General features: G+C 66.5%; 10 protein-coding genes. All 10 read left to right on the plus strand.

All coding sequences use genetic code 11. The features are described from left to right. Positions 1–20 precede the first annotated feature (20 nt). The 10 genes from ACRB8A_RS09125 to ACRB8A_RS09170 all read left to right on the plus strand — a co-directional run bounded on the left by ACRB8A_RS09125 (position 21) and on the right by ACRB8A_RS09170 (position 12481). A complete protein-coding gene (locus tag ACRB8A_RS09125; protein WP_082484344.1) occupies positions 21–1760 on the plus strand; it encodes an ABC transporter ATP-binding protein in 1740 nt (579 codons plus the stop codon). Then, positions 1757–2137 (plus strand): GntR family transcriptional regulator, encoded by a 381-nt coding sequence (locus ACRB8A_RS09130; RefSeq protein ID WP_050684800.1) that lies wholly within the window; start codon positions 1757–1759, stop codon positions 2135–2137. The genes ACRB8A_RS09125 and ACRB8A_RS09130 overlap by 4 nt, the downstream gene beginning before the upstream one ends. Positions 2138–2186: 49 nt before the next feature. Next, the gene (gene uvrA / locus ACRB8A_RS09135) at positions 2187–5111 is read left to right on the plus strand and encodes an excinuclease ABC subunit UvrA (RefSeq protein ID WP_056600421.1); all 2925 of its coding nucleotides are present in this window, start codon (positions 2187–2189) and stop codon (positions 5109–5111) included. A gap of 69 nt (positions 5112–5180) precedes the next feature. Further along, positions 5181–5897: an HAD family hydrolase gene (locus ACRB8A_RS09140; RefSeq protein WP_050684802.1), complete on the plus strand. Its 717-nt coding sequence runs from the start codon at positions 5181–5183 to the stop codon at positions 5895–5897. After that, positions 5884–6552 carry a lysophospholipid acyltransferase family protein gene (locus ACRB8A_RS09145; RefSeq protein WP_050684803.1) on the plus strand — a complete coding sequence of 223 codons (669 nt, stop codon included), beginning with the start codon at positions 5884–5886 and terminating at the stop codon, positions 6550–6552. Before ACRB8A_RS09140 ends, ACRB8A_RS09145 begins: the two co-directional genes overlap by 14 nt. A gap of 59 nt (positions 6553–6611) precedes the next feature. After that, entirely contained in the window at positions 6612–8669 is a 2058-nt protein-coding gene (uvrC, locus tag ACRB8A_RS09150; protein WP_432245993.1) for an excinuclease ABC subunit UvrC, read from the plus strand. Between the two features lie 72 nt (positions 8670–8741). Then, complete coding sequence (rapZ, locus tag ACRB8A_RS09155; protein ID WP_050684805.1) at positions 8742–9665, plus strand: RNase adapter RapZ; 924 nt, start codon at positions 8742–8744, stop codon at positions 9663–9665. Further along, positions 9665–10684: a gluconeogenesis factor YvcK family protein gene (locus ACRB8A_RS09160; protein ID WP_050684806.1), complete on the plus strand. Its 1020-nt coding sequence runs from the start codon at positions 9665–9667 to the stop codon at positions 10682–10684. The genes rapZ and ACRB8A_RS09160 overlap by 1 nt, the downstream gene beginning before the upstream one ends. 9 nt (positions 10685–10693) lie before the next feature. Continuing rightward, the gene (gene whiA, locus ACRB8A_RS09165; RefSeq protein WP_050684807.1) at positions 10694–11674 is read left to right on the plus strand and encodes a DNA-binding protein WhiA; all 981 of its coding nucleotides are present in this window, start codon (positions 10694–10696) and stop codon (positions 11672–11674) included. Positions 11675–11854: 180 nt separating this feature from the next. Further along, on the plus strand, positions 11855–12481 hold the full coding sequence (locus tag ACRB8A_RS09170) for a superoxide dismutase (protein ID WP_050684831.1): 627 nt from the start codon (positions 11855–11857) through the stop codon (positions 12479–12481). The last annotated feature ends 191 nt before the right edge of the window (positions 12482–12672 follow it).

The following is a 12672-nucleotide window of genomic DNA, read 5'->3' on the forward strand; positions in this document are numbered from 1 at the left end:
TGCGGCCCTTCCGGCGGAGGATGGCGGGCGCCGTGGCAGCTACCTGCGCGTTCGCCGGATTCAACGTCGCAGCCCCGAAGTTCCTGGGCGACGCCACCGACGCAGTGGTTGATGGGCTGATGAGCGGCCGGCTGGACCAGGTCCGGCTGGCCGGGCTGCTGGCGCTGGTGGCGGGGATGTACATTTTTGCCTCGCTCTTCAACTGGATCCAGGGGGCGCTGACAGCACGCTCGGTGCAGGGCCTGATGTACGGGCTGCGCGAATCCGTCGCGGCCAAGCTGCACCGGCTGCCGGCCGGCTACTTCACTGACCGCTCCCGCGGCGACGTGCTGAGCCGGGCAACCAACGACATCGACAACATTGCCCAGGCCCTGAACCAGCTCCTCACCCAGCTGATTTCCTCCTGCCTGCTGCTGGTGGGTTCCCTGGCCATGATGCTCTGGATTTCCCCGCTGCTGGCGGTCATCGCCCTGGCCACCATCCCACTGTCCACCCTGGTCACCGTCCTGGTGGCCCGCCGGTCCCAGGCACAGTTTGACCGGCAATGGAATGAGACCGGCGTGCTGAACGCCCATGTGGAGGAGTTCATTTCCGGCCACGAGGTCATCAAGGCCTTCGGGTACCAGGACCGCGCCGCCGAGGTGTTCGGCCGCAGCAACGACCAACTTGCCCGCTCGGCCACCAGGGCCCAGTACTCGGCCGGAATGGTCCAGCCGCTGATGGTGCTAATTTCCAACCTGAACTACATTGCGGTGGCAGTGGTGGGTGCGCTCCAGGTGATTGCGGGCTCCATGACCATCGGCGGCATCCAAGCGTTCATCCAGTTCAGCCGGCTCTTCACCCAGCCTGTGGGGCAGATCGGCGGCCTCCTGAACCTCATCCAGTCCTGCGTCGCCTCCGCCGCCCGCGTTTTTGACCTCCTGGACGCCGGCGAAGTCCCCGGCCCCGCACAGCGCCGGGACAGCGGCCGCCCTCCGAACGCCCGCAAGGTACCGGACGGCCGCATCGCCTTCGAGAACGTCACTTTCGGCTACCCGGACGCTGCGCCGGCCGTCCGGAACCTGGCCTTCACCGTGGAACCGGGCCAAACAGTGGCCATTGTGGGCCACACCGGCGCCGGGAAGACCACCGTGGTCAACCTGCTGCTGCGGTTCAGCGAACCCGGGTCCGGCCGGGTCACCATTGGCGGTGTTGACATCGCCACCCTGCCACCGGACAGGCTGCGGGAGCGGTTCGGTGTGGTGCTCCAGGACGCCTGGCTGTTCGCAGGCAGCATCCACGAAAACATCGCCTACGGCCGGCCCGGGGCCGCCCCGGCAGACATCCAGGCCGCGGCGGACGCGGCGCACGTGGACAGGTTCGTCAGGTCCCTGCCGGAGGGTTACGACACGATCCTGGAAAACGGCGGCGAGCCGCTTAGCACCGGCCAGCGCCAGCTGATCACCATCGCCCGCGCCCAGCTTGCAGGGCGCGAGGTCCTGGTGCTGGATGAAGCCACGAGTTCCGTGGATTCCAGGACGGAGCTGCTGATCAGGCAGGCCATGAAGCGGCTGCTGCACGGCCGGACCAGTTTTGTGATTGCCCACCGTTTGTCCACGGTCCGGAACGCTGATCTAATTCTGGTCATGGACCACGGACGGATTGTTGAGCAGGGAACCCACGAGGACCTGCTGGCTGCAAACAGCTACTACAGCGGGCTCTACCGCGCGCAGTTCGCTTCCCGCGAAATCCGGCCCGGAGTCCTGGAGCCCGGGCTGTGAGTCCCGACAACACCTTTCCCGGTACGTGGCTGCCCAACACCGCCAGCACCGTGGCGCTCTTCGACCAGCTCCGGCTGCAGATCATCCACCAGGTGGACAACGGCGCATTGGCGCCCGGGGCCAGGCTGCCCGCCGTCCGTGCACTGGCAAGCGCCCTGGACGTGGCACCGCACACCGTGGCCAGGGCATACAAGGAGCTGGAGTCGGCCGGTGTGGTGGCCACCCGGGGGCGGAACGGCACCGTGGTGTGCGCGCCGGACGAACGCCTGGGCGGACTGTCCGCCGCAGCCGCAGCCTACGCAGCTGCTGCCAGGAGCCAGGGCGCCACTTTCGCGGAGGCCGTGAAGCTGCTGGCGGCGGCCTACGACGCCGGGTGAGCGCAGCATCACGTGGATATTCGAAGAAGTTTTCGATTAGCATTGGTAAGTGCCTAAAGCCGTAGCTGAAGAAACAGCCGTCCCCAACGATTCCACCGCCGTCGTCCCTGCTGCCTCCGTGCAGCGGCCGGACCTTTCCCGCCTGGTGGTGAAGGGCGCCCGGGAACACAACCTTCGCAACGTGGACCTTGACCTTCCCCGCGACGCCATGATCGTGTTCACCGGCCTGTCCGGATCCGGCAAATCGTCCCTGGCGTTCGACACCATCTTCGCCGAGGGCCAGCGGCGCTACGTGGAATCGCTGTCCGCCTACGCACGCCAGTTCCTGGGCCAGGTGGACAAACCTGACGTCGACTTCATCGAGGGGCTGTCCCCGGCGGTCTCCATCGACCAGAAGTCCACCAGCAAGAACCCGCGTTCCACGGTGGGCACCATTACCGAAATCTACGACTACATGCGCCTCCTCTGGGCCCGCGTAGGCCGCCCGCACTGCCCTGTCTGCGGCGAGCCCGTAGCCAAGCAGACGCCGCAGCAGATTGTTGACCAGCTCCTGGAGCTGGACGAAGGCACCCGGTTCCAGGTCCTGGCGCCGGTGGTCCGCGGACGCAAGGGCGAGTTTGTTGACCTGTTCAAGGAGCTGACGGCCAAGGGCTACTCCAGGGCCCGCGTTGACGGTGAACTCATCCAGCTCAGCGAACCGCCCAAACTCGGCAAGCAGTACAAGCACACCATCGAGGTGGTGGTGGACCGGCTGGTGGTCAAGGATGGCATCAGCCAGCGGCTCACCGACTCCGTGGAAACCGCCCTGGGCCTTGCCGAAGGCCGTGTCCTGGCGGAGTTCGTGAACCTGGAGGCCGACGATCCCGCCCGGATCCGTGCCTTCTCCGAACACCTCGCCTGCCCTAATGAGCACCCGCTGGCCATCGACGAGATCGAGCCGCGGTCGTTCTCCTTCAACAACCCCTTCGGCGCCTGCGCGGCCTGCAGTGGCATCGGCACCCGGCTTGAAGTGGACGAGGAACTGATCGTCCCCAACGGCGAACTGTCCCTCTCTGAAGGTGCCATCGCGCCCTGGTCGCTGGGCACCGCCACCACCGAATACTGGAACCGGCTGCTCGAAGGCCTGTCCACGGAACTCGGGTTCTCCATGACCACCCCCTGGGAAAAGCTTGGCAAGGACGTCCGCCAGACGGTCCTGCACGGCAAGGACCACAAAGTGGTGGTGCAGTACAAAAACAGGTTCGGCCGCGAACGGAAATACAGCACCGGCTTTGAAGGTGCCATCCAGTACGTCCACCGCAAGCACGGTGAGACGGATTCGGACTGGGCCCGTGACCGCTACGAGGAATACATGCGGCAGATCCCCTGCCCCGCCTGCAACGGCGCCCGCCTCAACCCGGCGTCGCTGTCAGTGCTGATCAACGGCAAGTCCATTGCCGAAGTGGCGGCCCTTCCCATGCGGGACTGCTCCGAGTTCCTGAACAACCTGGTGCTGACCGGCCGCGAAGCCCAGATCGCACACCAGGTGCTGAAGGAGATCCAGGCACGCCTGACCTTCCTCCTGGACGTCGGCCTGGAGTACCTGAACCTGGAGCGGCCCTCCGCCACGCTGTCCGGCGGCGAAGCGCAGCGCATCCGGCTGGCCACGCAGATCGGTTCCGGCCTGGTGGGTGTCCTCTACGTCCTGGATGAACCCTCCATCGGGCTGCACCAGCGCGATAACCGCCGCCTGATCGACACCCTCACGAGGCTCCGCGACATGGGCAACACCCTGATCGTGGTGGAACACGATGAGGACACCATCCACGTGGCCGACTGGATCGTGGACATCGGGCCCGGCGCCGGGGAGCACGGCGGCCAGGTGGTCCACTCGGGTTCCTACCAGGACCTGCTGGCCAACACCGAGTCCCTGACCGGCGATTACCTCTCCGGCCGCAAAAAGATCGACGTACCCAAAAAGCGCCGTAAGTATGACCGCAAGCGGGAACTTAAGGTGGTGGGCGCCCGCGAGAACAACCTCATCAACGTGGACGCGGCCTTCCCGCTGGGCCTCTTCACGGCCGTGACCGGGGTCAGCGGCTCCGGCAAGTCCACCCTGGTCAACGAGATCCTCTACAAGGTGCTGGCCAACAAGCTCAACGGCGCCAAGCAGGTGGCCGGCCGGCACAAGAGCGTCCAGGGACTTGAGCACCTGGACAAGGTGGTCCACGTGGACCAAAGCCCCATCGGCCGCACCCCGCGCTCCAACCCCGCCACCTACACCGGCGTGTTCGACAACATCCGCAAGCTTTTCGCCGAGACCACTGAGGCCAAGGTCCGCGGCTACCTTCCCGGCCGGTTCTCCTTCAACGTCAAGGGCGGCCGCTGCGAAGCGTGCTCGGGTGACGGCACCCTGAAGATCGAAATGAACTTCCTGCCGGACGTCTACGTCCCCTGCGAGGTCTGCCACGGCGCCCGGTACAACCGGGAAACCCTGGAAGTCCACTACAAGGGCAAAACCATCGCCGATGTCCTGAACATGCCCATCGAGGAAGGCGCCGAGTTCTTCGCGGCGTTCACGCCCATCGCCCGGCACCTGAGCACCCTGGTGGACGTGGGCCTGGGCTACGTGCGGCTGGGCCAGCCTGCCACCACACTGTCCGGCGGCGAGGCGCAGCGCGTCAAGCTTGCCGCGGAACTCCAGAAGCGGTCCAATGGCCGGAGCATCTACGTCCTGGACGAGCCCACCACCGGCCTGCACTTCGAGGACATCAGGAAACTGCTGATGGTCCTGCAGGGACTGGTGGACAAGGGCAACACCGTGATCACCATCGAGCACAACCTGGACGTCATCAAGAGTGCCGACTGGGTGGTTGACCTGGGTCCCGACGGCGGTTCCGGCGGCGGCCAGATTGTGGCCACCGGAACACCCGAGCAGGTGGCCAAATCGACCACCAGCCACACAGCGGCGTTCCTGGCGGAAATCCTCGGCTGATCCGGCGGAAGTATTCCGGTATCGGCATGGGAGTTTCAGGCATGAGTGCTGTCGTGAGAAACTAACCCGGTGACTCAAACAACAGTGCCCGTGATCTTTGACCTGGACGGCACTCTTGTCGATCCGGCCGGCGGCATCACCGACGGAATTGCCGCCGCCCTGGGCGGGCTGGGACTTCCGGTCCCGGCCCAGGACCTGCTGGAGGCCATGATCGGCCCCAAGCTCAGTGATTCCCTGCTGAACGTAGCCGGCGTACCCGAACACCTGCTGGACCAGGTGATCACCCGGTACCGGCAGTACTACGTGGCCACGGGCATCGGCCAGGGCCGGGTCTACCCGGGGGTCCGGGAGCTGCTGGGCGCCTACGCGGCCGCCGGCCGGCCGGTGGCAGTGGCAACCCAGAAGCCGCAGGGGCTGGCGCGCACCGTGCTGGCGCACCATGGCCTGGACGGGTACTTCAAGGGCATCCACGGTTCCGCGGATGACGAAACGGCAGTGGCCGGGGTCCCGCTGGGCAAAACCGAAATCATCGCGGCTGCCTTGGCTGACCTGGGCACGCACCACGCCATCATGGTGGGGGACCGGGCGCAGGACGTCGCCGGTGCCATCGCCAACGGCCTTGACTGCATCGGTGTTGCCTGGGGATTCGCGCCCGACGGCGAGCTGGACCTTGCCGGGGCAGTGGCCGTGGTGCAGGACGCCGACGCCCTGGCCGCCGCCGTCGACCGCCTCGAGTCCATCCACTCCGCCGCCATGAGTGAGGTGACCAACGATGGAAATGTTTGACGCCGTCCGCTGGACCACCCGCACCCTGATCGGCGGCTCCTGCCGGCCCACCGTCATCGGGCTCGAAAACGTGCCCACTGACGGGCCGTTCATCGTGGCGCCGAACCACCTGTCCTTCTTCGACAGCGTTATTGTCCAGGCCCTGATGCCCCGGCCCGTCGCATTTTTCGCCAAGGCCGAGTACTTCACCACGCGGGGCGTCAAGGGCCGCGTGATGAAGGCCTTTTTCGAATCCGTCGGGTCCATTCCCGTGGAACGCGGGGAGCAGGCAGCCAGCGTCCAGGCCCTCAAAACGCTGATGGACATCCTGGAGGCCGGCAAAGGCATCGGCATCTACCCGGAGGGCACACGCTCCCGCGACGGCATCCTGTACCGCGGCCGCACCGGTGTGGGCTGGCTGGCGCTGACCACCGGTGCACCCGTGATCCCGGTGGGCCTGATCGGCACCGAGAATCTGCAGCGCGCCGGGGAGAAGGGTGTCCGGCCCCAGCATTTCACCATGAAGGTGGGGGAGCCGCTGTACTTCGATAAAACCGGCCCGGACCACTCTTTGCCGGCCCGCCGCCAGGTCACGGACCGGATCATGGACGCCATCGCCGAACTCAGCGGACAGGAACGCTCCACCAGCTACAACCAGAGCAAGATCGCCGAGTAAGCCTGCCCGGGGGCACGGCGGTGTCCCCGGCACCCGCCGGGCCTCAGTAGACTGGACAGGTGGCAAATCCAGCAAGTTACAGGCCCCGGACGGGAGAAATCCCCGTAAACCCCGGTGTCTACCGGTTCCGCGATCCGCACGGCAGGGTCATCTACGTTGGCAAAGCCAAGAACCTCCGCTCACGCTTGAACTCGTACTTTGCCAACCCGGCGGGCCTGCCGGCCAAGACCTACGCCATGGTCCATGCCGCCAGCAGCGTCGAATGGACGGTGGTGGGCAGCGAGCTCGAATCGCTGCAGCTCGAGTTCACCTGGATCAAGGAATTCAAGCCCCGCTTCAACGTGGTGTTCCGGGACGACAAAACCTACCCGTACCTGGCTGTCACCCTCAGCGAGAAGTATCCCCGCGTCCAGGTGCTGCGCGGCGACAAACGCAAAGGGACCCGGTATTTCGGTCCCTACACCGCCGGTGCCATCCGGGAAACCATGGACACTTTGCTGCGGGTCTTCCCCGTCAGGAGCTGCAGCGCAGGCGTCTTCAAGCGCGCCGAAGCCAGTGGCCGGCCCTGCCTGCTGGGCTACATCGACAAGTGCTCGGCGCCGTGCGTGGGCAGGATTTCACCGCAGGACCACCGCGCGCTGGCCGAGGACTTCTGCGCGTTTATGGGCGGCGAAGCGAAACGGTTCACGGCCAAGCTGGAAAAGCAGATGCAGGCCGCAGTGGCGGAGCTGGACTACGAACACGCAGCACGGCTCCGCGACGACATCACCGCCCTCCGGAAGGTCTTTGAGCGCAACGCCGTGGTACTGGCGGAGGAGACGGACGCCGATATCTTCGCCCTGCACGAGGACGAACTGGAAGCCGCCGTGCAGGTCTTCCACGTCCGCGGCGGACGCATCCGCGGCCAGCGCGGCTGGGTGGTGGAAAAGGTGGAGGACTTCAGCACCCCCGACCTCGTGGAGCACCTGCTGCAGCAGGTCTACGGCGAGGATGGCGACACCCATGGCCGGCTGCCCCGCGAAGTCCTGGTCCCCGTGGAACCCAGCAATGCCGGTGACCTGGCTGAATGGCTGGCCGGGATCCGCGGCGCCAAGGTGGACATCCGGGTGCCGCAGCGCGGGGACAAGGCAGCCCTGATGTCCACCGTGCGGGAAAACGCCGAACATGCCCTGCGGCTGCACAAAACCCGCCGGGCCGGTGACCTCACCGTCCGGTCGCAGGCCCTGCAGGAACTCCAGGAAGCCCTGGACCTGCCCGTGGCCCTGCTGCGGATCGAATGCTACGACGTCTCGCACGTCCAGGGCACCAACGTGGTGGCCTCCATGGTGGTGGTGGAGGACGGCCTGCCCAAAAAGTCGGACTACCGCAAGTTCGCCATCACCGGCCCCGCGGCCTCCGACGATACGGCCGCCATGCACGACGTCCTGACGCGCCGCTTCCGCTACTACCTCCAGGACAAAACAGCCCAGGTCACCGAGGCGGCCCTGGCCCCGGCGGCCGTCCCGGCACCGGCTGCCGGCGAGGAAGCGGCCGGCGAGGAAGCGGCCGGCACGGAACACGCCCCGGAAACCACCACCACAGTGGACGACTCCACCACCCCCGCCCCGCGGAGCAAATTCGCCTACCCGCCCAACCTGGTGGTGGTGGATGGTGGCAAGCCCCAGGTCAACGCCGCCGCGCGCGCCCTCGCTGACCTCGGCGTCGACGACGTGTACGTGGTGGGCCTGGCCAAGCGGCTTGAAGAGGTGTGGCTGCCGGACAGTGACTTCCCGGTGATCCTGCCCCGGACCTCGCAGGGCCTGTACCTCCTGCAGCGGATCCGCGACGAGGCGCACCGGTTCGCCATCACCTTCCACCGGCAAAAGCGGGGAAAGGCGATGACGGTGTCCGCCCTGGACGCCGTTCCGGGCCTTGGTGCCGCCAAACGCAAGGCCCTGCTGGCCCACTTCGGGTCCGTCAAGGCCATCAAGGCCGCGACGGCCGCTGAACTGACCGGAGCGAACGGGGTTGGCCCGGCCCTGGCCGGTGCCATCATGGCCCACTTTGCGGCCGGCGGCACTGAGGCTCCGGACCTGCCCGCCATCAACATGACCACCGGCGAAATCCTCGAAACTTAGCTAGGGTAAAGTCCGGGGGTTTCCGCCGCGGCGGCCGCCCCACGTGATAACTACAGGAACGGGGCGGACCTCATGGCAGACACAACAGCGGAATCCGGAGCGGGGGACGAGGGGCTGCAGCCCGTCAAGCCGCTTGAAGCGGAGCTGCTGGTGGTCACGGGGATGTCCGGCGCGGGCCGGAGCACCGCAGCTGACGCACTTGAGGACCACGGCTGGTACGTGGTGGAAAACCTTCCGCCGCAGATGCTTGGAACCCTGGCCGAACTGGTCTCGCACGCCCCGCAGTCCATCCCGCGGCTGGCCGTGGTGATCGACGTCCGCAGCAAGGGCCTGTTTGCGGATATCCGGGCCGCGCTGGGGGCACTGGCCGCCAGCGGGGTGGCCTTCCGCGTCCTGTTCCTCGATGCCAGCGACAACGTCCTGGTCCGCAGGTTTGAACAGGGCCGCCGGCCGCATCCGTTGCAGGGCGGCGGCCGGATCCTTGATGGTATTGCCGCCGAACGGGAGCTGCTCCAGGAACTGCGCGACAGCTCCGACGTCGTACTGGATACCAGCGGTTACAACGTGCACGGCCTGGCCACGGCCATCACTGAACTCTTCAGCGAGACCGGTCCGGTGGCGCTGCGCCTGAATGTGATGAGTTTCGGCTTCAAGTACGGCCTGCCGGTGGACTCCAACTACGTGGCCGACGTCCGGTTCATCCCCAACCCGCACTGGGTCCCGCAGCTGCGTCCGCTGACCGGCCTGGACCAGGGCGTCAGCGATTACGTCCTCGAAGCGGAAGGCGTCAAGAACTTCGTGGACCGCTACGTGATGGCCCTCGAGCCTGTCCTGGACGGTTACCGCCGCGAAAACAAGCACTACGCCACCATCGCCGTGGGCTGCACGGGCGGCAAGCACCGCTCCGTCGCTGTCGCCGTGGAGCTTTCCAAAAAACTTGCGCAATACCCCAGGGTCACGGTGACCACCACCCACCGGGACCTGGGCCGCGAGTAATGGCACTGTTCACGGGCGCACTGCCGCTTGTCCCCGTCCCTGCCGGCTCGGCCGCAGCCCAGCAGGACAAGGGGCCCAACGTGGTGGCGCTGGGGGGCGGGCACGGGCTGTCAGCCTCCCTGTCCGCCTTACGCCTGCTCACCTCGGAACTGACGGCGATCGTCACGGTGGCGGACGACGGCGGGTCTTCCGGGCGCCTGCGTGAAGAGTACGGTGTCCTCCCGCCGGGAGACCTGCGGATGGCCCTGTCCGCGCTGTGCGACGACACCGACTGGGGCCGGACCTGGCGGGACGTGATGCAGCACCGGTTCCAGCCCGGCAAAGGCACCGGCGGCTCCCTGGACGAGCACGCCATGGGCAACCTGCTGATTGTGACTCTTTGGGAACTGCTGGGCGATGCCGTGGCCGGACTCACCTGGGCAGGCGCCCTGCTGGGCGCCCGCGGCCAGGTGCTGCCCATGTCCACGGTTCCGCTCACCATAGAAGGTGATGTCCGGGTGACCGCGCCGAACGGCGAGACGGCCCTCAACACCGTCCGCGGCCAGGCCCGCTGCGCCGTGGCAGGTTCCCTGGAACAGGTCCGGCTGCTGCCCGTGGACGCACCGGCCTGCGTGGAGGCCCTTACGGCCATTGAGCTGGCGGACTGGGTCATCCTGGGCCCGGGGTCCTGGTACACGTCCGTGCTGCCGCACCTGCTGCTCCCCGAAATGCGGCAGGCCCTCTGCGACACGCCGGCAAAACGCTGCCTCACCATGAACCTCGCCACAGACACCAAGGAGACCTCCGGCATGAGTGCGGCGGACCACCTGCACGTGCTGCGGCGTTACGCCCCGGACTTCAGCGTGGACGTTGTCCTGGCCGATCCGGCGTCCGTCCCGGACCGGAAGGAGTTCGAGAAAGCAGCCGGGATGATCGGTGCCGAGGTGGTCTTGGGTAAAGTAGGGGCGTCGGGACGCCGGCCCGTCCATGATCCGCTGCGTCTGGCGACGGCGTACCAGGACATTTTCGGGAACAGTTAGGAAGGTGCCATGGCACTGACAGCATCAGTCAAGGAAGAACTGTCCCGTCTGGACATCAAAAAGTCATCAGTCCGCAAGGCTGAGGTCTCGGCGATGCTCCGCTTCGCCGGCGGCCTGCACATCATTTCCGGCCGGATCGTGATCGAAGCGGAAGTGGACCTGGCGTCCACCGCCCGACGCCTCCGGGCCGCCATCGCTGAGGTGTACGGCCACCAAAGCGAAATCATCGTTGTTTCAGCAGGCGGCCTTCGCCGTGCCAGCCGGTACGTGGTGCGTGTAGTGCGCGACGGCGAGGCGCTGGCCCGCCAGACCGGGCTCCTCGATGGGCGTGGCCGCCCCGTGCGCGGGCTGCCGTCCGCCGTCGTCAACGGCTCCGCGGCCGACGCGGAAGCTGTGTGGCGGGGCGCGTTCCTGGCCCACGGCTCCCTCACCGAACCCGGCCGGTCCTCCTCACTGGAAGTCACCTGCCCCGGTCCCGAGTCCGCGCTGGCCCTTGTTGGCGCCGCACGGCGGCTGGACATCCAGGCCAAAGCCCGCGAAGTGCGGGGCGTTGACCGGGTGGTGATCCGTGACGGCGACACTATCGCCGCGCTGCTGACCCGGATGGGCGCCCACGACGCCCTGATGGTCTGGGAAGAACGCAGGATGCGCAAGGAAGTCCGCGCCACCGCCAACCGGCTGGCCAACTTTGACGACGCCAACCTCCGCCGCTCCGCCCAGGCCGCCGTGGCCGCCGGCGCCCGCGTGGACCGGGCCCTGGAAATCCTTGGTGACGATGTCCCGGACCACCTCAAATACGCCGGCGAACTCAGGGTGGCCCACAAGCAGGCAAGCCTTGACGAACTGGGACGACTGGCTGACCCGGCAATGACCAAGGACGCCATCGCGGGCCGGATCAGGCGCCTGCTGGCCATGGCGGACAAACGCGCCCAGGACCTGGGCATTCCCGGTACGGACGCCAATGTGACGCCCGAAATGCTGGACGAGTGAGCGCCCCCTAGAATCGGAAATGGCGTGACGGAAATATCCGGCCCCGGCTGCAGGTTAGGCCAAGGGGAGGGGCTTTCGTCACTGGAACGCCACCGCCGCAAGTTTCCGGGCGCCTGACGCCCGGATGCACAATCCAAGAAGTAGAAACCGGACCGAGAGTCCACGATATTGGAGGATTTTGTGACCGAGTACGTATTGCCGGAACTCAGCTACGACTACGCAGCACTGGAACCGCACATTTCCGCGCGGATCATGGAGCTGCACCACAGCAAGCACCACGCTGCCTACGTGGCCGGCGCCAACAACGCCCTGAAGCAGCTGGCAGAAGCCCGCGAAAAGGGCGACTTCGCCAACATCAACCGGCTCTCCAAGGACCTGGCCTTCCACACCGGCGGCCACGTCAACCACTCCGTCTTCTGGAACAACCTGTCCCCGGACGGCGGCGACAAGCCCGAAGGTGAGCTGGCAGCAGCCATCGACGACGCCTTCGGCTCCTTCGACGCCTTCCGCGCCCAGTTCTCCGCAGCAGCCCTTGGCCTGCAGGGATCCGGCTGGGGCTTCCTGGCCTACGAGCCCATCGGTGGCAACCTGGTCATCGAGCAGCTTTACGACCAGCAGGGCAACGTGGCGCTCGGCACCACCCCGCTGCTAATGCTGGACATGTGGGAGCACGCCTTCTACCTGGACTACGTCAACGTCAAAGCCGACTACGTGAAGGCCTTCTGGAACATCGTGAACTGGGCCGACGTCGCCAAGCGCTTCGAAGCAGCACGCACGAATGCAACGGGCTTGATCACCCTCCCGTAGTGATCTCTGCTACACATTCGTGTAACAAACCTCACAATCCGGTGCTTTAAGGCCGGGATGTGGACGGTCCGCCCCTGCACTTGCGGGGGCGGACCCAATTAAACGTAAGATAGGTCACGGAAGGCGGTTAGCCTTCAGCAATGAGGCTGGTCGCCCTCCGATCTGTAAATCATCTCTGCCCAATGGCGTGC

Origin of the sequence: Arthrobacter sp. G.S.26, from assembly GCF_050847375.1 — a bacterium.
Lineage (GTDB): Bacteria > Actinomycetota > Actinomycetes > Actinomycetales > Micrococcaceae > Arthrobacter.